Raw genomic sequence first — 24,277 nt, forward strand, 5'->3', positions numbered from 1 at the left:
CCGGCCGCACCGCGCCTCCTCGTCCTCCCGCGGCCGACCTCCCGGGTCGGCGTGGTCGGTGGCTCGACCTACAATCGACACGTGCCCGGCCTGATCAAACGCAACGACATCGACGAGGTCCGGTCGCGCACCAACATCGCCGACATCGTCGGCGACCACGTCACGCTCAAGGGGGCGGGCGTGGGGTCGCTCAAGGGGCTCTGCCCATTCCACGACGAGCGCAGTCCGAGCTTCCACGTGCGGCCCCAGGTGGGGCGGTACCACTGCTTCGGCTGCGGTGAGGACGGCGACGTCTTCAGCTTCGTCATGAAGACCGACCACACGACCTTCCAAGAAGCGGTCGAACGCATGGCGGCGCGCATCGGTTTCGAACTGCACTACGAGGACGGCGGGCAGGCCAGCGACCACGGCAACAGGGCGCGTCTGATCTCGGCGAACGAGGCCGCGCGCGAGTTCTTCGTGGACCACCTCACGGCCGCCGACGCCGAGCCCGCCCGCCGGTTCCTCGGCGAGCGGGGCTTCGACCCGGCCGCGGCCGAGCGGTTCGGCGTGGGGTTCGCCCCCAAGTCGTTCGACGCCCTGCGGTCTCACCTCAAGGGGCTCGGTTACCGCGACGACGAGCTCGTCACCGCGGGCTTGCTGAGCCAGGGCGACCGCAGCCCCTACGACCGCTTCCGCGGGCGGCTGGTGTGGCCGATCCGCGACGTCACGGGGTCGACCATCGGGTTCGGCGCGCGTCGGTTGCTCGAGGACGACAAGGGCCCGAAGTACCTCAACACCCCCGAGACGCCGATCTACCACAAGTCCCAGGTGCTCTACGGGCTCGACCTGGCCCGTCGGGACATCTCGAAGGGCAAGCAGGTCGTCATCGTCGAGGGCTACACCGACGTGATGGCGTGCCACCTGGCCGGGGTCACGACGGCCGTCGCGACCTGCGGCACGTCGTTCGGCGTGGACCACATCAAGGTGCTGCGACCCATGCTCGGCGACGTCAGCGGGGCCGACACCTCGACCGGCGGCGAGGTCGTCTTCACCTTCGACCCCGACGAGGCGGGCCAGAAGGCGGCGTCACGCGCGTTCGCCGAAGAGCAGCGGTTCGCCGCGCAGACCTTCGTCGCCGTGGCCCCCGACGGGCTCGACCCGTGCGACCTCAGGCTGAACCGCGGCGACGACGCCGTGCGCCGCCTCATCTCGACCAAGCGTCCGATGTTCGAGTTCATGATCCGCCGGCTCATCGACGGGCACGACCTCGAGACGGTCGAGGGTCGCGTGTCGGCGCTCCGGGCGGCCTCGCCGGTGGTGGCGGGCATCCGGGACCGTTCGATGACCCAGGGCTACGTGCGGTCGCTGGCCGGGTGGCTGGGGCTCGACCCGGCCGACGTCGCGCGGTCCGTCGACGACGCGGGTCGCGCCTCCTCGGCCCAGAACGCGCTCGAGCGGTCGCAGCCCAAGAACGCCACCGACGGCCGGCAGTCGATCACGAGCCTGCCGCCGGTGCCCGACGAGCCCGCCGGCCCGAGCCTGCTGACGCTCCCGGGCGACCTGACCACCCGCACCGAGCGCGACGCGCTCATGGCGATGCTCCAGCACCCGGCGACGGTCGGCTTCGAACTCATGCAGCGGGCGGCACGGGCACGCATCGAGAACGGTGCGCTGGCCGTCGTCCGCGACGCGATCGGCGCGAGCCTCGACCGGTTCGACTCGGCCGACTGGCTGGACGTCGTCCTCGGCCAGACGCCGTCGCCGTTCGACGCCCTGGCCAAGGAGCTCGCCGTCGCCCCCATCCCCGAGCGCGAGGGACGCGAGATCACGACCTACTGTCGGGGCATCGTCGTCTCGATCGTCGAGCGCGACCTGATCCGCGAGAAGTCCGAACTGCTCGGGCAGTCGTTCCGCACCGACATGAAGACCGAACCCGAACGCTGGCGTGAGATCCAGGTGCGGATCGCCGCCGTCGAGGCCGAGCGTCGGTCCATCCGCCAAGAGTGAGGTCGGGGGCCGCCATGTGGCACTCGGGCCTGAACGCGCATACATCACGAGGATGCGCCGCCGGCCTCGAGGCGACCAGTTGGCAAGGGTTCGTTGCGGGCCTGTAAACAGTTGCGCGATGAGCCCGTCTCGCGCTCACGTGTGTGTTACCAATGGACGTTCCCTGAAACGGCCGCGTCCACAGCACGGCCCGGGGCCCCTTGCACACAGAGAAAGAGGTAACCGGATATGACATCCGACTCCACGCTCGCCCGACGCGCCCTCGCCGTCGTCGGTGGCGCCGCTGCCACCGCACTCGTCCTCTCGGGCTGCGCCTCCGGTGGTGACGCGACCGACGCCCTCGACGGTCTCAGCATCGGCACGACCGACGTCATCACGTCGCTCGACCCGGCCGGTTCGTACGACAACGGCTCGTTCGCCGTCCAGAACCAGGTGTTCGGCTTCCTGACGAACGCCCCGTACGGCAGCCCCGACGTCGAGCCCGACCTGGCCGAGTCCGCCGACTTCACCAGCCCGACCGAGTACACGGTCAAGCTCAAGGACGGACTGACCTTCGCGAACGGCAACGCGCTCACCTCGAGCGACGTCAAGTTCAGCTTCGACCGCCAGCTGGCCATCGCCGACCCCAACGGCCCGTCGTCGTTGCTCGGCAACCTGGCCAGCACCGACGCGCCCGACGACACGACCGTCGTCTTCACGCTCAAGTCGGCCGACCAGACCTGGCCCCAGGTGCTCTCGAGCCCCGCCGGCCCGATCGTCGACGAGGACGTCTTCTCGGCGACCGGGCTCACCGACGCCGACGACATCGTCAAGGGCAACGCCTTCTCGGGTCAGTACACGATCACCGACTACTCGCAGAACGAGACGATCGCCTACGAGGCGAACGACGCCTACGACGGCGTGCTCGGTGCCCCGAAGACCGACTCGGTCACGGCGACCTACTACACCGAAGAGACCGACCTCAAGCTCGCCGTCCAGAACGGCGACGTCGACGTCGCGAACCGCAGCCTGAGCCCGACCGACCTGGCCGACCTGGCCAAGGACGACGCGCTCACCGTGCACAACGGCCCCGGCGGCGAGATCCGCTACCTGGTGTTCAACTTCAACACCATGCCCTACGGTGCCACGCAGCCCGACGCCGACCCGGCCAAGGCCCTGGCCGTGCGTCAGTCCGTGGCCGACACGGTCGACCGTGCCGCCCTGGCCAAGGACGTCTACAACGACACCTACACGCCGCTCTACTCGGTCGTCCCCGACGGCCTGACCGGTGCGACGACGCCCCTCGAGGGCCTCTACGGCGACGGCCAGGGGGGCCCCGACGTCGACAAGGCCGCCGCGGCCCTGTCGGCCGCCGGCGTGAGCACCCCGGTGTCGATCGACCTGCAGTACAGCCCCGACCACTACGGTGCGTCGAGCGACGAGGAGTACGCGCTGATCAAGTCGCAGCTCGAGGCGAGCGGCCTGTTCACCGTCAACCTCCAGTCGACCCTGTGGGACACCTACAGCACCGAGCGCCGTGAGGACGCCTACCCCGTCTACCAGCTGGGTTGGTTCCCCGACTTCTCGGACGCCGACAACTACCTGACGCCGTTCTTCAGCGCGGACAACTTCGTCGGCAACCACTACGACAGCCCGACCGTCCAGGGTCTGCTGACGAAGGAGATCGGTGAGCAGGACGCCTCGGCTCGTGAGGCGACCATCGGGGACATCCAGGACGCCGTCGCGGCCGACCTGCCGACCCTGCCGCTGCTGCAGGGCACGCAGGTCGTCGTCTCGCAGTCCGACGTGAAGGGCGTGGACGACACGCTCGACGCGTCGTTCAAGTTCCGTTACGGTGCGCTGAGCCGCTGACGCGCCTCCCCGTCCCCTGAGTCCCGCCGGTCCGCCGGTCGGCCTCCGGGGTCGGGGGACTCCGCACCACGGCCGTACGCCGAGGGGGCGACCCGCGACACCGCGGGGCGCCCCCTCCGGTCTGCGACCGGCACCACACCATCGAAAGGCCCAACGACGTGACCCTGATCACCGACGGTTCCCTCACGGCACCGCCCACCTCCAGTCCCGGGAAGTCCCGGAGTTCCGGCGGCGGCGGCCTCGGACGCTACATCGTGATCCGCGCGATCCTCATCGTGCCCACCGTGTTCATCCTCGTCACGCTCGTGTTCTTCCTGATGCGCGTGGTCGGCAACCCGATCACCGCCTCCGTCGGCGGGCGTCTCACCGAGGCCCAGCTGCAGGAGCGTCTCGCCGCCGCCGGCTACGACCGCCCCGTGATCGTGCAGTACCTCGAGTACCTCGGCCAGATCGTCCGAGGCGACTTCGGCACCACCGCGACCGACAACCGCGAGATCAGCGGCATCCTGCTCCAGTACGGCAGTGCCACGATCGAGCTGGTCTTCTACGCCCTGATCGTCGCGCTCGTGCTGGGCATCCCGCTCGGCATGCTCGCCGCGTACGTGCGCGACCGCTGGCCCGACGCGATCCTGCGCGTGCTGGCGATCCTCGCCTACGCGACCCCGGTCTTCTTCGCGGGCCTGCTGCTCAAGCTCACCTTCTCGGTATGGCTCGGCTGGCTCCCGCTCGGCGGTCGTGCGAGCACGCGGGTCGCCATCGCCCTGGGGCGCATCGACAACCCCACGGGCATCTACATCGTCGACGCCCTGCGGACGGGCAACTCGACGATCATCGTGGACGTCCTCTCGCACGCGGTGCTGCCCGCCCTCGCGCTCGGCGTGCTGACCGCCGGCATCTTCCTGCGCCTGGTGCGCACCAACGTCATCGGCACGCTCGGTTCCGAGTACGTCGACGCGGCGCGGTCGCGGGGCGTCAGCGAGTTCCGGCTCGTCCGGGCTCACGCGCTCAAGCCCGCCCTGATCCCGATCATCACCGTCATGGGGCTGCAGATCGCGATGCTGCTCGGCGGCTCGGTGCTGACCGAGACCACCTTCGGCTGGCGGGGGCTGGGCTTCCAGCTGCAGCAGTACCTGTCGGCCCGCGACTTCATCGCCGTGCAGGGCATCGTCGCCGTGCTCGCCGTCATCGTCGCCGTCACCAACTTCGTGGTCGACGTGATCGCCGCCCTGATCGACCCCCGCGTGAGGTACTGACCATGACCGATTCGACCGTCGCGGCCGACCGCCGCGAACCCCTCTACAAGCGCCTCCCCGTCGTCGCCCAGATCCGCCGTTCGGTGGGGCTGCAGCGCGGCATGCTGCTGACCGGCGTCGTCATCGTCGCCGTGTTCGTGCTGCTGGCGATCTTCGCCCCCCTCATCGCGCCCTACGGCTTCGGCCAGCTGCGCGGTGCCACCGAGGCCTTCCCGCGCCAGGCGCCACCGTCGGCCGAACACCTCTGGGGGACGACTGTCGGCGGCTACGACGTGTTCAGCCGCGTCATGTGGGGCACCCGGACCGCCGTGGCCGTCGTCATCGTGGCCGTGGTGCTGTCGATCACGATCGGCGTGACGCTCGGCCTGATCTCGGGCTACCTCGGCGGGTGGCTCGACCGCGTGCTCGTCGTCGTCGCCGACGCGGTCTACGCGTTCCCCTCGCTGCTGCTCGCCATCGTCGTCTCGATCGTCATCAGCGGGGGCCAGTCGAGCCTCTGGGGCGGCATCGTCTCGGCGGGCATCTCGATCACCGTGGTGTACGTCCCGCAGTACTTCCGCGTCGTCCGCGCCGAGGCCACGAGGCTCAAGGCCGAGGCGTTCGTCGAGTCGGCCAAGGTCAACGGCAGCAGCACGGGCCGCATCATGTTCAAGCACGTGCTCCGCAACGCCACGCGGAGCCTGCCCCTGATCCTCACGCTCAACGCGTCCGAGGCGATCCTGACCCTGGCGGCCCTCGGCTTCCTGGGGTTCGGCATCGGCCCGACCGCGGCGGCCGAGTGGGGGTACGACCTGAACCGCGCCCTCTCCGACACCGCCAGCGGCATCTGGTGGACCGGCGTCTTCCCCGGTGCGGCGATCGTGCTGATGGTGCTCGGCATCACGCTGATGGGCGAGAGCCTGAACGACCTGGCCGACCCGCGCCTCCGGACCCGCCGTCGCGCGAAGCGCAAGACCAAGGGCACCCGACGCACCGAGCAGGCCCCGACCACGACCCACGACGAGGTGACCGCATGACCGCCGACACGACCACGACCGGCCGACCCGCGACGCCGCGCGACGAGCGCCCCGTCGCCGTCGGCATCACCGACCTCGAGGTGACCTTCGCGACCGACGGCGGCGACGTCGCGGCCGTCCAGGGCGTGACGCTCGACGTCCGCGCCGGCGAGGTGCTGGCGATCGTCGGCGAGTCGGGGAGCGGCAAGACCGTCACGGCGAAGACGATCCTCGGCCTCTTGCCCGAGACCGCGGTCGCCACCGGTGCCGTGCTGCTCTCGGGGCAGAACGTCCTCGAGGTCGGCCCGAAGAAGGTCCGCGAGCTCCGCGGCACCGACGTCGCCATGGTCTTCCAGGAGCCGTCGACCGCGCTCAACCCCGTCTACACGGTGGGCTGGCAGATCGCCGAGGGCCTGCGGGCCCACGGCAAGGTCGGACGCAAGGAGGCGCGGGTCAAGGCGATCGACATCCTGCGTCGCGTGGGCATCCCCGACCCCGAGACCCGCGTCGACTACTACCCGCACCAGTTCTCGGGCGGGCAGAAGCAGCGCGTGGTCATCGCGATGGCGCTCGTGCTCGACCCGTCGGTGATCGTCGCGGACGAGCCGACCACGGCCCTCGACGTGACCGTGCAGGCCGAGATCCTCGACCTGTTGCGCCGCTGCCGGGACGAGTTCGGCACGGCCATCGTGCTGATCACGCACAACATGGGCGTCGTCGCCGACCTCGCCGACCGCGTCGCCGTCATGTACCTCGGCAAGGTCGTCGAGCAGGCCCCGGCCGTCGAGCTGTTCGCGAACCCGCAGGACGACTACACGAAGCGCCTGCTCGGCTCGGTGCCGAAGCTCGAGGCCCGCGGCCACACGCAGCAGGAGCAGCCCGCCGACAGCGAGGTCGTCGTACGTGCCCGGGGTCTCGAGATCGAGTACCCCGGTCGCCTCGGCCGCGGCGGCTTCCGGGCCGTCAAGGGCGTCGACTTCACCATCGCCCGCGGCGAGGTCCTCGGCCTCGTCGGCGAGAGCGGTTCGGGCAAGACGACGATCGGACGGGCCATCGCCGGGCTGACGAAGGTCACCGGGGGGTCGCTCGAGGTGCTGGGCATCGAGATGAACGGGGTGCACGAGCGTGACTTCAAGCCGAAGCGCGCCGACATCGGCTTCGTCTTCCAGGACCCCGCGTCGAGCTTCAACCCGTTGCTGACGATCGCCGAGTGCGTGGCCGAGCCACTCATCGTGCACGGTCGTGCGAAGGACGCCCGGGCCGCCCGTCCGCGCGTCGACGAACTCCTCGAGGCGGTCCAGCTGCCCAAGTCGTTCGCCGACCGGTACCCCCACGAGCTCAGCGGCGGACAGCGTCAGCGGGCGAGCCTCGCCCGGTCGCTCGCCCTCGACCCGACGCTGTTGATCGCGGACGAGCCCACCAGCGCGTTGGACGTCTCCGTGCAGGCCCGGGTGCTCGAGCTGTTCACCGAGTTGCAGTCGCAGCTGGGCTTCGCCGCCCTGTTCATCAGCCACGACCTCGCGGTCGTCAACATGCTGGCCGACCGGATCGGCGTGCTGTTCCACGGCGACCTGATCGAGAGCGGACCGAACGACCAGGTCCTCGGCGCGCCCGAGCATCCCTACACGCAGCGCCTGCTGGCGTCGCTGCCGGTGCCCGATCCGATCGAGCAGGCGTCCCGCCGCGAGCGGTTGGCCGAACTCGACCGCCGGGCGGCGGGCGACCCGGAGCGCGGAACCGACACCGTCGGGGCGGCCTGACGGTGCCGGGTCGCGAGCTCGACCTCGACCAGCCGGTCGTCACCGACGACCTGTCGCTGCTCTACCCCGCCCGGGCGGGCCATCCGGCCGTGCGTGCCGTCGACGGGGTCACCCTGCGGGTCGAGCCGGGCGAGATCGTCGCCGTGCTCGGCGAGAGCGGTTCGGGCAAGTCGACGCTTGCGATGGCCCTCGCCGGACTGACCGGCACGGGCCGCGTCGACGAGGGGCGCCCGCGTCTGGTGGGTGGGACCGCACGGGTCTTCGGCCAGGACGTCGGCAAGCTCTCGGGCCGGCGCCGGGACCGGCTCTCGGCCATGGTCGGCTACCTGGCGCAGGACGACGGCGAGCGGCTGAGTCCCGACCTGACCGTCGGCGAGGCCATCGCCGAGCCGATCTACCAGCGCGACCGCAAGTTCGACCGCACCGAGGCCGGGCGCATCGTCGCGACGCTCGTCGACGGCGTGCACCTGCCGCTCGGCACCATGCTCAAGCAGACCTGGGAGCTCAGTTCCGGTCAGCGACAACGCGTCGCCCTGGCCCGCAGCCTCGTCCTCGAGCCCCCGTTGCTGATCGCCGACGAGCCCGCCCGGGGGGTGGACGTGCTCGTCCGCCAGGCCGTCCTCGACGTCATCGGGAACCTGCACGAGGGGCGTCAGTTCTCGGCGCTCGTCGTCACCTCCTCGGTGGCCGAGGCGCGAGCGATCACCGACCGCGTCGCCGTCATGCGCGGTGGCCGTCTGGTCGGACTGGGCGACATCGACGAGGTCCTCCGGACCGGCATCGACCCCTACGTCAAGGTGCTCTCGCAGACGACCCCGATCGACATCATCCGCCCGGAGGAGCGCGAGGCCGGGCGACCGCTCGACCCCGACGCCGGCCTCCGCGGAGACCGGCCCTCGTGACCGCCGAGCCGGCCACGGGCTCGACCGTCTCGGATGCGGCCCGGGCGACGAGCCCGGGAGGCGCGCGCGGCCACCGCGCGGTCGTCACCGCGGGCCCCGTCCTCGCCCCGGGGCGACGCCCGACCCCGGGCGCCGTCTCGGTGGCCCCCCGCCCCACCCCGGTCTTCGTCGACGCCGTGCGGGCCGGGGGAGCGGACGTCGTCCCCCTGGGCCCGGAGACCCGTGGCCTGGTCTGGCTCTCGTACCGCGACCCCGACGGCCTGGCCCGCGCGCTGGACGAGAACCCGGGCATCGAGTGGGTCCAGCTGCCCTACGCCGGGGTCGACGCCTTCTCCGAGGTCATCGCGGCCCGTGCCGACCGCGCGCTGCCGCTCTGGACGAGCGCCAAGGGGGCGTTCGCCGAACCCGTCGCCGAGCACGCCCTCATGCTCGTGCTGTCGCTGCTGAGGGTCGTTCCCCAGCGCGTGCGCGCCACCTCCTGGGCCACCGAACAACAGGGCCGGTCGCTCTACGGACGGCACGTCGTCATCGTCGGGGCGGGGGGCATCGCGATCGAGCTGATGCGCCTCCTGGCCCCGTTCGACGTCCGGGTGACGATCGTGCGCCGGTCGAGCGAACCCGTGCCCGGGGCCGACCGGACCGTCCCCGTCGAGCGACTCGACGAGGTGTTGCCCGAGGCCGACGTCCTCGTCCTCGCCGCCGCCGCGACGCCCGGCACGGCAGGCCTCCTCGACGCGCGTCGGCTCGCCCTGCTGTCGGCGACGGCCGTGCTCGTCAACGTCGCGCGGGGCAGCCTGGTCGACACGGACGCCCTCGTCGAGGCGGTCAGGGCGGAGCGACTCTGGGGCGCGGGGGTCGACGTCACCACGCCCGAGCCGCTCCCGGACCGGCACCCGCTCTTCGGCGAGCCGCGTGTCGTCGTCACGCCGCACCAGGCGGACACCCCCGAGATGACGGCCCCGCTGCTGGCCGAGCGCATCCGGCTCAACGTGCGGGCCTTCCTCGGCGACGGGGAGTTCGTCGGCGTGGTCGACCCGCACGACGGGTACTGACGCGGCGCTCGGAGCCGTGCGACGCGCCGCGTCGTCGGCGTGGTCCCTCGGGGGCTCAGATCTTTGCTAGTGTTGTCTCCGCTGTCACGGACGAAAGTCCGGGGCGGTTGCCATTCCTCGATAGCTCAATTGGCAGAGCAGCCGGCTGTTAACCGGCAGGTTGTTGGTTCGAGTCCAACTCGGGGAGCGAAGGCCCAGAGGCTCCACCCTCTGGGCCTTTTCTCTTGCCCGGTCCGTCCTGGGCCTCTCTCGCCGTTCCGTTACGTTACGTTCCGTTCCGTGCCCGAACGAGAAGGAGGCGCGTCCTGCGGTTCGCAGGACGCGCCTCCTCGGTCTCGGGGTCGGTCGGGGCCGGCCGTCAGTCCTCGAGGTGGTCGACGCCCGGCAGCCAGGTGCTGCCCGGTTGTCCCCAGCCCTTCTTGCGGACCGCCTTCGCAGCCGCCTTGTGGAAGGGATGCTCGAGCCGGTCCGCGTACAGGATGCCGTCGAGGTGGTCGTACTCGTGCTGGAAGACGCGGGCGAGCCAGCCCCAGGCCTCGATCTCGACCGCGTCGCCCTCGAGGTCGGTGGCCCGCAGCACGACGCCGTCGGCACGCCGCAACGGGAACCTCTCGCCGGGCACCGAGAGGCAGCCCTCGGACTCGGAGTCGTCGTCGAGTGGCTCGATCGAGAGCGGACTCTGCCAGAGCGTCGGGTTGATGGCCACGCCGCGCCACAGCTCGCCGTCGTCGTCGGTCCACGAGTAGACGAACAGCCGCTTGCCGACGCCCACCTGTGGGCCCGCCAGACCGACGCCCGGGGCGGCGTCCATCGTCTCGAACATGTCGGCGACGAGGGTGCGCAGGTCGTCGTCGACGACGGTCACCTCGGAGGCGGGGGAGTGGAGCACGGGGTCACCCGTGATGGAAATGGGTCGAACGGCCATTCGTCCAGACTATCCAGCGCCACGGCACTACCGTGGACGCCGTGACGACGGACATCGGGGAGCTCACCCAGCAGGTATCCCTGACCCCCTACCAGGCGCTCGGCATCCCGATCGCGCTGATCGGCGCGGTGTTCCTCTCGATCGGCGCCCAGCTCCAGCACCAGGGCGTCGCCAAGGTCGAGCGACGGATCGGTGCGGCGAAGAGCGGCATGAACGTCCGCCAGGTGCTCGCCCTCGTGGGCCGCCCCTCGTGGGTGCTGGGCACGCTGATGCTCGGCCTCGCGATCCTCTTCCAGCTGACCAGTCTGCGCATCGCCCCGCTCCTCGTGGTGCAGCCGCTCGGGGCGGTCGCCCTCGTCATCACGGCGGTCCTCAACTCCCGTTCGACGGGTCGACGACTCGACCGGCGCGCCAAGCGCGCCATCCTCTTCTGCGTCGGCGGCGTCGGGCTCTTCGTCACCGTGGCGGCCTTCACCGCCATCGAGCCCGAGATCACCACCCGGCAGCTCGTCACCGTGCTCGTCGTCCTCGCCGTCGTCGGCTCCGTGCTGGGCGTCGCCTTCGCCCTGTTGCGTCGCCGTCGCAGCGCCCTGTTCTACATCATCGCCGCGGGCGTGCTCTACGGCTTCGTCGCCACCCTCGCCAAGGTCGTCCTCAACCGGGTCTTCGCGGGCAACTTCGACTGGTTGACGATCGTGTGCATCGTGTTCCTGCTCGCGGCCGGACTGCTCGGCGGGTACTTCGTGCAGAACGCCTACTCGTCCGGCCCACCCGACCTCGTCATCGCCGGTCTCACGGTCGTCGATCCGCTCATCGCGGTCGGCATCGGCATCGTCGTCCTGGGCGAGGCGCAGAACGCCCCCGCGATCGCCGGCGTCTTCTTCGTCGTCGCGGCCGCCATCGCGGTCTACGGCGTGTTCCAACTCGCCAAATACCATCCCCAGACCCGAGCCTGAGCTAGCGTGGGGTCGTCTCGCCCGCCGGTCGACGATCGTCCGGGCACGATGCGCCGCACACCCCACCGAGCACGAGAAGGACGCCACGACCCGTGACACCTGCCCCGACGCCCTCGGAACCCGGCCGACCCGACGACGCGACGTCGGCTGACGTCGCGACCCGCGCCTCCTCGGGGCCGTCCGACCGTCTGACCGTCCTGATCGCGGGCGACACCTTCCCGCCCGACGTCAACGGCGCCGCCAACTTCACGGAGCGGCTCGCCGTGGGGCTCGCCCAGCGCGGCCACGACGTGCACCTCATGGTGCCTGCGGCCAGCCGGCACCACGGCACCTTCCTCGAGCAGCACGGCGGCGTGACGTTGACCGTCCACCGGCTGTACTCGACGCGGTGGCCGCTGCACGACTGGCTGCGCTTCGCCACCCCGTGGCGCGTGCAGGAGCACGCCGAGGCGATCTTCGACGAGATCCACCCCGACGTCGTCCACATCCAGTCGCACATCGTGATGGGCCGGGGCGTCGCGCAGGTCGCCGAACGCCGGGGCGTGCGGATCGTCGCCACGAACCACTTCATGCCCGAGAACCTGCTCGAGCACACCGGTCTGCCCAAGGGGCTGCGCGCCAAGGCGACCCAGATGGCCTGGAACGACGCGAGCAAGACGTTCCACAAGGCCGCGGCGATCACGACCCCCACGCAGAAGGCGGCCACGTTCCTCGAGAAGTCGGTCGCGGTCACGGGCGTGCTCGCCGTCTCCTGCGGGATCGAGGCCGGGCACTACACCGCCCTCGACACCCGTCCGGCCGAGAACCGCATCGTGTTCGTCGGCCGGGTCACGGCCGAGAAGCAGATCGACGTGCTGCTCAAGGCGATGACCCTGCTCGACCCGACCCTCGGCGCGACGCTCACGATCGTGGGCGGCGGAGACCTCTTCAAGCAGCTCCAGACGACCAGCCGCGACCTCGGCCTCGCCGACGTCGTCACCTTCGCCGGGTACCTGTCCGACGACGAGTTGCGACGCACGCTGACCGAGTCGACGGTCTTCGCCATGCCGTCGATCGCCGAACTCCAGAGCATCGCCAGCCTCGAGGCGATGGCGTCGGGGCTGCCCATCGTCGTGGCCGACGCCATGGCCCTGCCGCACCTGGTCGACGAGGGCCAGAACGGCTACCTCTTCCGCCCGGGCGACAGCCGCGACCTCGCCGACAAGCTCACGACCGTGTTGACCGCCCCCGACGACGAGTACCTCGCGATGCGCCGGGCCAGCCTGAAGATGATCGAGGGGCACGACATCGAGCGAACGCTCAGCGTGTTCGAGAGCCTGTATCGTGGTCAGCCGGTGGTCCCCTCCACCGACGCGGCGTCCGACCGCGCGCACTGACGGTCGACCGCGGCACCGCCCCGGCCGGCCACGGCTCGCACCGGTGGGCCGACGCGAGGGGCGGTAGCTCAGCCGGTTAGAGCAGTCGACTCATAATCGATCGGTCACGGGTTCAAGTCCCGTCCGCCCTACTCGTGGTGTCCGGTGGCGCCTGCCCCGGTTCCGGTCGGTTCGCGGCCTCCGCGCCTGCTGTGAGCGCGGCCGCGTCGTCGCCCGGCGTCCGTCGTGCGTGGCACGATGTCGTCCATGTTCACCAAGCGGCCCCGACAGCCGGAGCCCGACCCCGACGCCTGGGGCGGCGCCTCCTCCGACGACGCCGGGCGATCCGGCCCGGCGCGCATGGGCGTGGGGGCCCAGGTGTACGTCCTCGACTCGGACGAGGACCCTTCTACGCCGTTCCCGTACGGCCCGACGGGCATCGTGGTCCGGGCCGGGGGCAGCGCCTGGCAGGGGGTGTCGGCCATCGGCGGCTCGGCCCGCACCTGGTGGGTCGAGTTCGACTCGCCCCAGATCGACCGCGACGGCGACGGGCCCGTCTCGCAGGCCCAGGTCGCGGAGCGCTGGCTGCGCCTCGCCCCCCTCGCCTGACCCGCCGCCGTACCGCCTCACCCCGCCCCGGCGCCCCCCACCCCCTCCGCACCGCCCGCTACGGCGTGTGCCGCGCTTCCTGCATGACTTCTCGCGGTGGTGACTTCGGCCACCCCGCCGCGTGGTCGGCAACTCCTGCCCCCTGCTGCGTCGGTCGGCGCGGGCCCCGTGTTTCCGGGCCCGGGCGTTCGGGGTGGAGCACGAGTCCGGAGTTGCCGACACGTCGCACGTCCCACGTCCCACGTCGCGCACGGAGGTCGAGGTCGAGGCCAGGTCGTCCGCTGCGCGTTCCCGACGGCCGTCGCACGCCCCGGGAATGCCACGCCCCACCCCGAGGTTCACCGAAGTGCATGCAAACGCATGCAGATGTTCTAAGGTGGAGCAATGCAGTTCGGAATCTTCAGCGTCGGCGACATCACGACCGACCCCACGACCGGTGCCACCCCGACCGAGGGCGAGCGCCTCCAGGCGATGGTCACCATCGCGAAGAAGGCCGAAGAGGTCGGCCTCGACGTCTACGCCGCAGGCGAGCACCACAACCCGCCCTTCGTGAACTCGAGCCCGACGACCCTCCTCGCCTACATCGCCGCGCAGACCGAGCGCATCGTGCTCAGCACGGCGACGACGCTCATCACGACGAACGACCCGGTCAAGATCGCCGAGGACTTCGCGATGCTCCAGCACCTCGCCGGTGGCCGGGTCGACCTCACGCTCGGTCGCGGCAACACGGGCCCGGTCTACCCCTGGTTCGGCAAGGACATCCGCCAGGGCATCAACCTGGCGATCGAGAACTACGCCCTGTTGCACCGCCTCTGGCGCGAGGACGTCGTCGACTGGAAGGGCCACTTCCGCACGCCGCTGCAGGGCTTCACGGCGACCCCGCGTCCCCTCGACGGCGTCGCGCCCTTCGTCTGGCACGGGTCGATCCGCAGCCCCGAGATCGCCGAGCAGGCCGCCTACTACGGCGACGGCTTCTTCGCCAACCACATCTTCTGGCCCGCCTCGCACACGAAGCAGATGGTCGAGCTCTACCGCAGCCGCTTCGAGCACCACGGGCACGGGCGTGCCGACCAGGCGATCGTCGGTCTCGGCGGTCAGGTCTTCCTGGCGAAGAACTCGCAGGACGCCAAGCGCACCTTCCGTCCCTACTTCGACAACGCCCCGGTCTACGGCCACGGCCCCTCGTTGGAGGACTTCACGAGCCAGACCCCGCTCACCGTCGGCAGCCCCCAGGAGGTCATCGACCGCACCCTCGGCTTCCGCGACTACGTCGGCGACTACCAGCGCCAGCTCTTCCTCATGGACCACGCCGGCCTGCCCCTGAAGACGGTCCTCGAGCAGCTCGACATCCTCGGCAGCGAGGTCGTGCCGGTCCTCCGTCGCGAGTTCGCCGCGAACCGTCCGGCCGACGTGCCCGACGCCCCCACGCACGCCTCGCTCGTCGAGGCCGCGGCCCGGGCGTCGCGGTCCACGGCCACACCCACCGCGCACGACGCGCTCACCGCGTCGTCCGCCCGCTGAGACACGGAGGAGGCGCGCCATGAGCACCAAGAGGATCATCGCCCTGTCCGCGGGGCTGGGCCAGCCGTCCTCCACCCGTCTGTTGGCCGACCGGCTGGTGGAGGCCACCACGCGTGACCTCGTCGGCCGTGGCTCGTTCGTCGAGGTCGAGGTCGTCGAGCTGCGCGACCTCGCGCACGAGGTGACGGACGCGATGCTGACCGGCTTCGCGCCTCCCGCCCTCGCCGAGGCGCTCGAGAAGGTGACGAGCGCCGACGGCGTGATCGCGGTCACGCCCGTCTTCTCGTCCTCGTACAGCGGCCTGTTCAAGTCGTTCGTCGACGTGATGGACCACAAGGCGCTGACGGGCACGCCCGTGCTGATCGGGGCGACCGGCGGCACGGCCCGCCACTCGTTGGCCCTCGAGTACGCGGTGCGACCCCTGTTCGCCTACCTCCAGGCCGTCGTCGTGCCCACCTCCGTGTTCGCGGCGTCCGAGGACTGGGGCGAGGGCGACGGCACCTCCACGACGCTGCCCGAGCGGGTCACGCGCGCCGCGGGGGAGTTCGCCGAGCGCGTGGCGCGGCACGAGGGCGCGCTCGACGACCCGTTCGCCGCGGTCGTCCCGTTCGACGAGCAGCTCCGGCGCCTCGCCGTGGGCGGCGACGACCTGCAGGGCTGAGACGTCGGACGAGGAGGCGCGGTGCCGGTCCCGACCACGTCCCGTCCGTCGGGGCATGAACCGCGCCTCCCCGGCGTTGCCCCTCGTCAGACCCCAGGAGGACCGATGACCGACAGCACCGCCGACACCACCCGCCCGTCCGAGCACGCGGCCGCGCAGGCCGAGCTCGACCGCTTCCACGTCCTGCGCCGCACCCGCGCGGTGTCGCCGCAGGGTCCGCTCGCCCTGACCGGCACGCAGTGGGTCGACCACGAGCAGATCGTCTGGGGCGTGCCGGGCCGCTGGGCGCCGACCCCTCAGGGCGTGTCGGGATTGGCGTTGACGGCCGCCGCCGCGGACGGCATCCACGTGGACGGCGACCTGGTCGACGGCACCGTCGTCGTGGCGGGTGACGACGCGATGGTCCCGAGCAGCCTCCGGTTCTCGGAGACCACGACCGGCACGGTGATCGCGAACGACGACCACACCGGGTACGCCCTGCGCGTCTGGGACTCCGCGTCGGACGCCGTGACGGGCTTCGGATCGATCGACGCCTTCCCGTTCGACCCGGACTGGGTCGTCACGGCCGACTTCGTGCCGACCGCGCCCGACACCCAGGTCGACATCCGTCACCAGGCGGACCTCGAGCTCAGTCGGCCCAAGCCGTTGCCCGGGCTCATCCGCTTCACCCGCGACGGGGTCGACCACGAGCTCGCGGCGTTCCCGTCGGGTGACGGCGACCGGTTGCAGCTCGTCTTCGGCGACGCGACCAACGGCGACAGCACGTACTCGGTCGGGCGGTTCCTCTTCCCGGTGCCGAACGGCGACGGCACCATCACGCTCGACTTCAACCGGGCCGTCCTGCCGCCCTGCGCCTTCTCGTACGCCTTCAACTGCCCGATCCCGCCGGCCCAGAACCGGTTCGCGTCGCCGATCGAGGCGGGCGAGAAAAACGTCCTCGACGCCGCCGGGCAGCCGCTGCACTGAGAACGGGCCGGCGGCGTCGGCGCGGGGTGGGATGATCAGGCGGTGTTCTTCCTGCTGCGTCGACTGCCCGACGGTGACGTCGAGCTGACGCGGTACGAGCGTGGCACGTCGGGGTTGCTCGAAGCGGTCGGCGTGGAGACCATCCCCGCGGCCGACCTGCCGGCGCGCGTGGCCGGCCTCGAGCGCGAGGCCTCGCCCCGCTGGGTCTGGGACGACACCCCGCGGTGGTACCCGCGCCTCCTCGACGCGGGGGTCACGCTGGCGCGCTGCGTCGACCTCCGGCTCGTGCACGCGATCCTGCGACGGTCGACGGCGGCGCCGGCCTTCCCCCTCGGAGGTGCGGCTCCCGGGCCGTGGGACGTCGCCCAGGCGTCGCCGGGCGAGTCCGACGGACTCTTCGAGGTCCTCCCCGAGTCGCTGCCCGACCCGGCGGCCGAGTTCCTCGCCCAGCGCGAGGCGGTCGAGGCGTCGCCTGCCCGGGGTCGACTCGAGCTGCTCGTCGCCGCCGAGTCCACCGGTGCGTTGATCGCGGCCGAGATGCGCCACCGGGGCATCCCGTGGTCTCCCCGGGTGCACGACGAACTGCTGACCGCCGCCCTCGGGCCGAGGCCCGCCCCGGCGGAGCGACCGGCCCGCATGCGCGACGCCCTCGACGAGGTGCGGCAGGCGCTCGACGCGCCCGATCTCAACCCCGACTCGCCCGCCGAACTGATCAGGGCCCTGAACCGGGCGGGCGTGCTCGTGCAGTCGACGCGGCAGTGGGAACTGCAACGGCACGAGCACCCCGCCATCGAGCCGCTGCTCCGCTACAAGAAGATGCAGCGCCTGCTCGTCGCCAACGGCTGGGCCTGGCTCGACGCCTGGGTGCACGGCGGGCGCTTCCGCCCCGACTACGTGCCGGGCGGCGTCGTGACCGGCCGGTGGGCCACGAGCGGAGGAGGCGCGCTGCAGCTTCCCCGGGCGGTCCGCGGGGCCGTCGTGGCCGACCCGGGCTGGAAGCTCGTGGTCGCCGACGCCTCGCAACTCGAGCCGCGCATCCTGACCGGCCTGTCCGGCGACCGCTCGATGGCCCGGGCCGGGTCGGGCGACCTGTACGAGGGCATCGTCGCCAGCGGAGCCGTCGCCACGCGGGCCGAGGCCAAGGTCGCGATGCTCGGCGCGATGTACGGCGCGACCCAGGGCGAGAGCGGTCGTCTCGTGCCCCGCCTGGCGCGGCGGTTCCCCGACGCCATGGCGCTCGTCGAGACGGCGGCGCGCACGGGCGAGGCCGGGGGAGTCGTCGACACCCTGCTCGGCCGCAGTTCACCGCGGCCGTCCGACGACCCGGACGCCTCCGGGGGCGCCGGGGCGGGCGCCCTGCCTCCCGAGATGGGCGTGCGGCCGGCCGATCGCGACGCACGCTCGTGGGGTCGGTTCACGCGCAACTTCGTCGTGCAGGGCACCGCCGCGGAGTGGGCCCTCTGCTGGATGGGTGCCCTGCGCCGTCGTCTGCACGCGCGCTGGGGGACCGGCGTCCCGGCACCCCACTTCGTGTTCTTCCTGCACGACGAGGTGGTGGTGCACGCCCCCGCGGCCGCGGCCGACGAGGTCGCCGCGATGGTCGCCGACAGCGCGGTCGAGGCCGGCCGGCTGCTCTTCGGCGACGCCCCGGTGGCCTTCCCGGTCACGGTCGCGGTCGTGGACGACTACTCGCAGGCCAAGTGAGCCGACAGGCCGTGCGAGACGCCGCACCATTCGCAGGTGTTACACAGTTGTGATTTCTCAGGCGGGTCGGTCATAATTCACAGAACGGGCACCGTCCCGCGCATCACCGGGTCCCGGCCCGCACAATCGAAGAACGCACACGAGTCACGTCTGACAGGTCGATGGGGAAGTCGCACCTGAACCAGATGGAGGAATCGTGGCTGCTGCAACCGCTCGGGGAGTGCTCTACGTGCACTCGTCCCCTCGTGCACTGTGCCCACATGTCGAGTGGGCCGTCGGTCGTGCCCTCGGGCACGGCGTGAACTTCGCCTGGGTCGACCAACCCGTGCTGCCCGGCGCCCAGCGCACCGAGTTCTCGTGGCAGGGTGACGAGGGTTCCGGCGCGCGCATCGCCTCTGCTCTGCGGGGCTGGGAGCACCTCCGCTACGAGGTGACCGAAGACCCCGGCGAGACCCACGACGGGGGGCGCTGGATGCACTCTCCCGACCTGGGCGTGTTCTTCGCCCAGACCGACACCGCCGGCAACACGGTCATCCCCGAGGACCGCATCCGCTACGCGATGGAGATCGCGGGGTCGAACACCCTCGAGCTGCACCGCGAGCTGCGTCTCGCCCTCGGCCAGGCCTGGGACGACGAACTCGAACCGTTCCGCTACAGCGGCGAAGGCAACCCCGTCGTCTGGCTGCACAAGGTCAGCTGACCCGCCCCTGCCCGGGGAGGGGCGTCCCGGGCGCACCGGGTGACGACGCAGGAGGCGCGGGTGGCGTGATCACGCCACCCGCGCCTCCTGCGTCGGTCGCCTCGGTCAGACCGAGCGGAACCCGACGACGGCGTTGTGGCCGCCGAAGCCGAACGAGTTGCTGATGGCCACGATCTCGCCCTCGGGCAGGGGGCGCGGTTCTCCGACGACGACGTCCATGTCGATCTCGTCGTCCATCTGCGTGACGTTGATCGTCTGCGGTGCCACGCGCTCGTGCAGCGCCTTGACCGTGAACAGCGCCTCGATGCCGCCCGCGCCGCCGAGCAGGTGGCCCGTGGCCGCCTTGGTCGCCGAGACGATCAGCTTCGAGGTGTGGTCGCCGAAGACGCGCTTGATGGCGTGGTACTCGGCGATGTCGCCGACCGGGGTGCTCGTCGCGTGGGCGTTGACGTGGACGACCTGGTCGCGGTCGACCCCCGCGTTCTCGAGCGTCGCGATGACGGCCCGGGCGGCGCCGGTGCCCTCGGGGTCGGGAGCGGTGATGTGGTACGAGTCGCTGGTGACCGCACCACCGATGAGCTCGGCGTAGATGCGGGCCCCGCGGGCCAGGGCGTGCTCCTCGGTCTCGAGGACGAGCGCCGCGCCTCCTTCGGCGAGGACGAAGCCGTCGCGCGTGACGTCGTAGGGACGCGAGGCGGTGGCGGGGTCGTCGTTGCGCTTCGAGAGGGCCTGCATGGCCGCGAAGGAGGCCAGGGGCATCGGGTGGATGGCCGCCTCGGAACCGCCGGCGACGGCGATGTCGGCGAGGCCGGACTGCAGGTGCTCGTAGGCCATGGCGATCGACTCGGTGCTGGAGGCGCAGGCCGACACGACCGTGCGGGCTCCGGCGCGCGCACCCAGGTTCATCGAGATGGCGGCGGCGGGACCGTTCGGCATGAGCATGGGGACGGTCATCGGCAGGACGCGTCGCGGGCCCTTCTCGCGCAGGGTGTCCCACCCGTCGAGCAGCGTCCAGACACCGCCGATCCCGGTGGCCCAGTCGACGATGAAGCGTTCGGGGACGACCTCGGGCGAGCCGGCGTCGGCCCAGGCCTCGCGGGCCGCGGTGAGCGCGAACTGGCTCGACGGGTCGAGGCGCTTGATCTCGCGGCGGTCGAGCACGTCGGCCGAGGGGGTGCGTGCCTGGCCGGCGAAGGTGACGGGCAGCTCGTACTTGGCGACCCAGTCCTGTTCGAGCGTGGTGATGCCCGACTGGCCGGCGAGCAGGTTCTGCCAGCTCTCGGTGGCGGTGCCACCGAGCGGGCTCGTGGCGCCGAGGCCGGTGACGACGATCTTCTTGGTCATTGACGTTCCTTCTGGGAGGGCCGGTCGGTGGGCTGTGCCGATGTACGACGACGCCGTGACCCGGGCTGCAGCCGAGGCTGGTGGCGTGGGGTCGACGGCGTCGAGGGCACAGCGGCGGGGCCCGGTCGCCGTGACGGCGACCGGGCAGCCGACGTCTTAGTTCTGCGCCTTGTGGATGTACGTGACGGCGTCGCCGACGGTCTTGAGGTTCTTGACCTCTTCGTCGGGGATCTTGACGTCGAACTTCTCTTCGGCGTTGACGACGATGGTCATCATGGAGATCGAGTCGATGTCGAGGTCGTCGGTGAACGACTTGTCCATCTCGACGGTGTCGGTGGCGATCCCGGTCTCGTCGTTGACGAGCTCGGCGAGGCCGGCGAGGACTTCTTCGGTGGACAGTGCCATGGTGTTGTCTCCTTGAGGGGGTGTCGTTGTGACCGGGGTAAAGCCTATACAGCGCCCCGCGGTCGGGCGGGCAGCGGCGCGCTAGGGCAGCACGACCACCTGGGCACCGAACACGAGTCCGGCACCGAAACCGATCTGCAGCGCGAGACCGCCACTGAGTTCGGGGTGTTCGTCGAGCAGTCGGTGGGTCGCGAGCGGGATGCTGGCGGCCGAGGTGTTGCCGGTGGTCGCGATGTCGCGACCGATCACGACGGACTCGGGCAGGCCGAGCTGCTTCGCGAACTCGTCGATGATGCGCATGTTGGCCTGGTGGGGCACGAAGGCCGACAGCTGCTCGGCGGTCACGCCGGCGCGTTCGAGGGCCTCCTTCGCGACCTTGGCCATCTCCCAGACGGCCCAGCGGAAGACCGTCTGACCTTCTTGGCGGAGGGTCGGCCAGGGGATCTCACCGGCGCCCTCGCGGTACTCGGTCATGGTGTTGGTCATGCCGATGGCGTCCCACTTCGAGCCGTCCGAGCCCCAGACCGTCGGGCCGATGCCCGCGGTGTCGGACGGGCCGACGACGGCCGCACCCGCTCCGTCGGCGAGCAGGAACGAGATCGTGCGGTCGGTCGGGTCGATGACGTCGCTGAGCTTCTCGGCACCCACGACGAGGACGTACTCGGCGAGGCCCGACTTGACGAACGAGTCGGCCTGCGCGATGCCGTACGTGAAGCCGGCGCAGGCGGCCGAGATGTCGTAGGCGGCGGCCGGGTTGGCACCGACGCGCTCGGCGAGCAGCGAGGCGACGGACGGGGTCACGACGCCGGCACCGATGGTCGACACGAGGACGGCGCCGATCTGGTCGGGGCGGATGCCCGACTTGGCGATGGCCTCGTTGGCGGCGGTCTCGGCGAGGTCGACGACCTTGACGTCCTTGCCTGCCCGTCGGCGGGTGATCACACCGGTGCGCTGCTGGATCCACTCGTCGCTGGAGTTGATCGGTTCGATGATGTCGGCGTTCGGGACCACGTTCTCACCGCGGGCGGCGCCGAGTGCGTAGATCCGGGTGAACTGCGCACCGGTGGTCTGGTTGAGCTGGGGGGTGGTCATGCTGCTCCCTCGATGAGGTCGACGGCGGCCTGCAGGTCGTCGGGTGTCTTGACGGCGACCGAGGGGACACCCCTCAGCGCACGCTTGGCCAGGCCGGTCAAGGCTCCGGCCGGGGCGAGTTCGACGATGCCCGTCACACCGGCGTCGGCGAACGACCGCATGGTCGCATCCCAACGGACGGGAGACGACACCTGGCCGACGAGCAGCTCGACGAAGCGCGGGCCCGAGTCGACGGTGCTGCCGTCGTGGTTGGTCCAGAGCGTCGTCGAGGGGTCGGCGGCCGTGACCGAGGCGGCGGCGGCGCGGAGGCGCTCGACGGCGGGTTGCATGTACCGCGTGTGGAAGGCGCCGGCGACCTGGAGGGGCACGACGCGGCTCTTGGCCGGCGGGTCGGCCGCCAGCTCGGCGAGGGCGGCGGTCTCGCCGGCGACGACGATCTGGCCGCCACCGTTGTAGTTGGCGGGGAAGAGCCCGAGCGCGTCGAGACGGGCGAGCAGTTCGGCTTCGTCACCGCCGAGCACGGCGCTCATGCCGGTCTCGACGAGTGCGGCGGCGTCGGCCATGGCCCGGCCCCGCTCGGCGACGAGCGTGACGGCGTCGACGTCGCTCAGCACGCCGCTGACGGCCGCGGCGGTGAACTCGCCGACCGAGTGGCCCGCGACGCCGGCGACGGCGGAGCGCTCGACGCGACGGAAGAGGGCACGGGCGGTCAGGATGCCGGCCGCGACGATGAGGGGCTGGGCCACGGCGGTGTCGCGGATCGTGTCGGCGTCGGACGTGGTGCCATGGGCGACGAGATCGAGGCCGGCCGCGTCGGAGAGCGACGTCAGCAGCTCACGCTGGTCGGGGTCGGCCAGCCAGGGGTCGAGGAAACCGGGAGTTTGGGAGCCCTGACCGGGCGCTACGACAACGATCACTGGACCATCATGCCAATGAGTCGAGGGTCTGCGGTGTAGCAACTCGACCAAAGATGAGCGAGAACGTTGTCGAAGCGCACAGACGTCCTCGCGGTCAGCCCGACGGTCACTTGCGTCGGACCCCTGACCCCTCGGGGTCGGCGATCGATCCGAGCACGAGCGCCGACTGGAGGATCAGCGCCTCACGGGCGCCGGTGGCATCCCAGCCGATCACGTCCGTGACGCGCTTCAGGCGATACCGCACGGTGTTCGGGTGCACGAAGAGTTCGCGTGCCGTGGCCTCGAGCGAGCGCCCGTTGTCGAGGTAGCACCACAAGGTCGTCAACAACTCGGTCGAGTGCGTCTTGAGGGGCTTGTAGATGCGGTTGACGAGGGTCGACCGTGCGACCGGGTCCCCGGCGAGGGCGCGCTCGGGCAGGAGGTCGTCGGCGAGGACGGGGCGGGGCGCGTTGCGCCAGGCCCGTGCGACCGCGAAACCGGCGAGGGCGGCCTTGGCGCTCTTCGAGGCGTCGACGAGGCTCGGCACCTCGTGGCCGAGCACGAGGTGCCCGTCACCGAAGCCGGGTTCGAGGGCACGCGCGATCTCGGTGAAGCTGGGGTGGGTCGAGGAGGCGCTGCCCTCGTCGAGCGGATCGGCCCGCCCGATGACGAGCACCAGTCGGCTGCCCTGGACGCCGATGAGCACGTCGGCCTCCCGGTGCCGGGCCGTGCGTCGCAGCATGTCGACGTCGAGCATCCGCGGAGCCGTGCCGACCAGGACGGCGACCTCACCGTGCCCATGCCATCCGAGCGCAGCGATGCGGCTGGGCAACTCGTCGTCGTACTCGCCGCTCAGGATCGAGTCGACGACCAGGGCCTCGAGTCGGGCGTCCCAGAGGCCGCGGGCTTCGGCGGCCCGGGCGTAGACGTCCGCCGAGGCGAAGGCTATCTCGCGCGAGTACAGGAGGATCGCTTCGCGCAGGGAGTCGTCCCCGTCCTTGACGCGTTCTTCGACGACCTCGACGGTGATGCGGATGAGCTGCAGGGTCTGCGTGAGGCTGACCGAGCGGAGAAGTTCGCGGGGGGCCGAACCGAAGACGTCGGCGGCGATCCACGGGGTAGATCGCGGGTCGGCGAACCAGCTGATGAACGAGGTGATGCCGGCCTGGGCGACGAGCCCGACCGCCGAGCGGCGCCCGGGAGGCATGTCCCCGTACCAGGGCAGCGTCTCTTCGAGGCGCTTGATGGTCGCGGTGGACAGCTCACCCGAGACCGTCCGCAGCCACGCGAGCGTGCGCTCTTTCGTGGCCGCGGACGGCTGCAGGGGCGATGCGGGCACCC

Annotated in this window: 21 protein-coding genes and 2 tRNA genes; 17 read left to right on the forward strand and 6 right to left on the reverse strand. The window is 71.3% G+C overall.

The genetic code is table 11. The annotated features are described in order from the left end of the window. Positions 1-81: 81 nt before the first annotated feature. From dnaG to IFT79_RS07550, 8 genes are all read left to right on the forward strand, one after another. On the forward strand, positions 82-1,989 hold the full coding sequence (gene dnaG / locus IFT79_RS07515; RefSeq protein ID WP_173150935.1) for a DNA primase: 1,908 nt from the start codon (positions 82-84) through the stop codon (positions 1,987-1,989). 228 nt (positions 1,990-2,217) lie between these two features. Further along, positions 2,218-3,840 (forward strand): ABC transporter substrate-binding protein, encoded by a 1,623-nt coding sequence (locus tag IFT79_RS07520; RefSeq protein WP_056045617.1) that lies wholly within the window; start codon positions 2,218-2,220, stop codon positions 3,838-3,840. A 158-nt stretch (positions 3,841-3,998) separates the two neighbouring features. Beyond that, the gene (locus IFT79_RS07525) at positions 3,999-5,093 is read left to right on the forward strand and encodes an ABC transporter permease (protein ID WP_055972446.1); all 1,095 of its coding nucleotides are present in this window, start codon (positions 3,999-4,001) and stop codon (positions 5,091-5,093) included. A gap of 2 nt (positions 5,094-5,095) precedes the next feature. Continuing rightward, positions 5,096-6,109 carry an ABC transporter permease gene (locus IFT79_RS07530; RefSeq protein ID WP_056045614.1) on the forward strand — a complete coding sequence of 338 codons (1,014 nt, stop codon included), beginning with the start codon at positions 5,096-5,098 and terminating at the stop codon, positions 6,107-6,109. Further along, positions 6,106-7,848, forward strand: a complete 1,743-nt coding sequence (locus tag IFT79_RS07535; RefSeq protein WP_082460242.1) for a dipeptide ABC transporter ATP-binding protein — start codon at positions 6,106-6,108, stop codon at positions 7,846-7,848. Before IFT79_RS07530 ends, IFT79_RS07535 begins: the two co-directional genes overlap by 4 nt. A 2-nt stretch (positions 7,849-7,850) precedes the next feature. Further along, entirely contained in the window at positions 7,851-8,750 is a 900-nt protein-coding gene (locus IFT79_RS07540) for an ATP-binding cassette domain-containing protein (RefSeq protein ID WP_157485310.1), read from the forward strand. After that, the gene (locus IFT79_RS07545; protein ID WP_192123499.1) at positions 8,747-9,802 is read left to right on the forward strand and encodes an NAD(P)-dependent oxidoreductase; all 1,056 of its coding nucleotides are present in this window, start codon (positions 8,747-8,749) and stop codon (positions 9,800-9,802) included. Before IFT79_RS07540 ends, IFT79_RS07545 begins: the two co-directional genes overlap by 4 nt. Positions 9,803-9,916: 114 nt before the next feature. Then, positions 9,917-9,989: transfer RNA gene (locus IFT79_RS07550), tRNA-Asn, on the forward strand. A 171-nt stretch (positions 9,990-10,160) separates the two neighbouring features. On the opposite strand, the gene def is transcribed toward IFT79_RS07550, so the two are convergent. After that, positions 10,161-10,727, reverse strand: a complete 567-nt coding sequence (def, locus tag IFT79_RS07555) for a peptide deformylase (protein WP_192123500.1) — start codon at positions 10,725-10,727, stop codon at positions 10,161-10,163. A gap of 41 nt (positions 10,728-10,768) precedes the next feature. On the opposite strand from def, the gene IFT79_RS07560 reads away from it, so the two are divergent. From IFT79_RS07560 to IFT79_RS07600, 9 genes are all read left to right on the forward strand, one after another. Further along, the gene (locus IFT79_RS07560) at positions 10,769-11,683 is read left to right on the forward strand and encodes a DMT family transporter (protein ID WP_192123502.1); all 915 of its coding nucleotides are present in this window, start codon (positions 10,769-10,771) and stop codon (positions 11,681-11,683) included. 92 nt (positions 11,684-11,775) lie between these two features. Then, the gene (locus IFT79_RS07565; RefSeq protein ID WP_342211792.1) at positions 11,776-13,059 is read left to right on the forward strand and encodes a glycosyltransferase; all 1,284 of its coding nucleotides are present in this window, start codon (positions 11,776-11,778) and stop codon (positions 13,057-13,059) included. A 57-nt stretch (positions 13,060-13,116) separates the two neighbouring features. Continuing rightward, a tRNA-Ile gene (locus tag IFT79_RS07570) sits at positions 13,117-13,190 on the forward strand. Positions 13,191-13,305: 115 nt separating this feature from the next. Further along, a complete protein-coding gene (locus tag IFT79_RS07575; protein ID WP_148053615.1) occupies positions 13,306-13,647 on the forward strand; it encodes a hypothetical protein in 342 nt (113 codons plus the stop codon). Between the two features lie 384 nt (positions 13,648-14,031). Beyond that, complete coding sequence (locus IFT79_RS07580; protein ID WP_192123504.1) at positions 14,032-15,168, forward strand: LLM class flavin-dependent oxidoreductase; 1,137 nt, start codon at positions 14,032-14,034, stop codon at positions 15,166-15,168. A 19-nt stretch (positions 15,169-15,187) separates the two neighbouring features. Beyond that, positions 15,188-15,829 (forward strand): FMN reductase, encoded by a 642-nt coding sequence (locus IFT79_RS07585; RefSeq protein ID WP_192123506.1) that lies wholly within the window; start codon positions 15,188-15,190, stop codon positions 15,827-15,829. A 105-nt stretch (positions 15,830-15,934) separates the two neighbouring features. After that, positions 15,935-16,795 carry a DUF1684 domain-containing protein gene (locus IFT79_RS07590; RefSeq protein ID WP_192123508.1) on the forward strand — a complete coding sequence of 287 codons (861 nt, stop codon included), beginning with the start codon at positions 15,935-15,937 and terminating at the stop codon, positions 16,793-16,795. Between the two features lie 42 nt (positions 16,796-16,837). Beyond that, the gene (locus IFT79_RS07595; RefSeq protein WP_446718855.1) at positions 16,838-18,499 is read left to right on the forward strand and encodes a bifunctional 3'-5' exonuclease/DNA polymerase; all 1,662 of its coding nucleotides are present in this window, start codon (positions 16,838-16,840) and stop codon (positions 18,497-18,499) included. Positions 18,500-18,695: 196 nt separating this feature from the next. Beyond that, positions 18,696-19,199 (forward strand): DUF3145 domain-containing protein, encoded by a 504-nt coding sequence (locus IFT79_RS07600; RefSeq protein ID WP_056045587.1) that lies wholly within the window; start codon positions 18,696-18,698, stop codon positions 19,197-19,199. A gap of 105 nt (positions 19,200-19,304) precedes the next feature. Here the strand turns inward: IFT79_RS07600 and IFT79_RS07605 are convergent, their stop codons facing one another. The 5 genes from IFT79_RS07605 to IFT79_RS07625 all read right to left on the reverse strand — a co-directional run bounded on the left by IFT79_RS07605 (position 19,305) and on the right by IFT79_RS07625 (position 24,275). Further along, positions 19,305-20,543 (reverse strand): beta-ketoacyl-[acyl-carrier-protein] synthase family protein, encoded by a 1,239-nt coding sequence (locus IFT79_RS07605; protein ID WP_173150928.1) that lies wholly within the window; start codon positions 20,541-20,543, stop codon positions 19,305-19,307. A 156-nt stretch (positions 20,544-20,699) separates the two neighbouring features. Further along, positions 20,700-20,948, reverse strand: a complete 249-nt coding sequence (locus tag IFT79_RS07610; protein ID WP_043592609.1) for an acyl carrier protein — start codon at positions 20,946-20,948, stop codon at positions 20,700-20,702. A gap of 81 nt (positions 20,949-21,029) precedes the next feature. Next, positions 21,030-22,040 (reverse strand): beta-ketoacyl-ACP synthase III, encoded by a 1,011-nt coding sequence (locus IFT79_RS07615; RefSeq protein WP_192123510.1) that lies wholly within the window; start codon positions 22,038-22,040, stop codon positions 21,030-21,032. Beyond that, a complete protein-coding gene (locus IFT79_RS07620; RefSeq protein WP_192123512.1) occupies positions 22,037-22,957 on the reverse strand; it encodes an acyltransferase domain-containing protein in 921 nt (306 codons plus the stop codon). Before IFT79_RS07620 ends, IFT79_RS07615 begins: the two co-directional genes overlap by 4 nt. Positions 22,958-23,063: 106 nt before the next feature. Further along, entirely contained in the window at positions 23,064-24,275 is a 1,212-nt protein-coding gene (locus IFT79_RS07625; protein WP_056047511.1) for a PucR family transcriptional regulator, read from the reverse strand. Positions 24,276-24,277: the final 2 nt, after the last annotated feature.

Origin of the sequence: Frigoribacterium sp. CFBP 8759, assembly GCF_014841655.1 — a bacterium.
GTDB lineage: Bacteria > Actinomycetota > Actinomycetes > Actinomycetales > Microbacteriaceae > Frigoribacterium.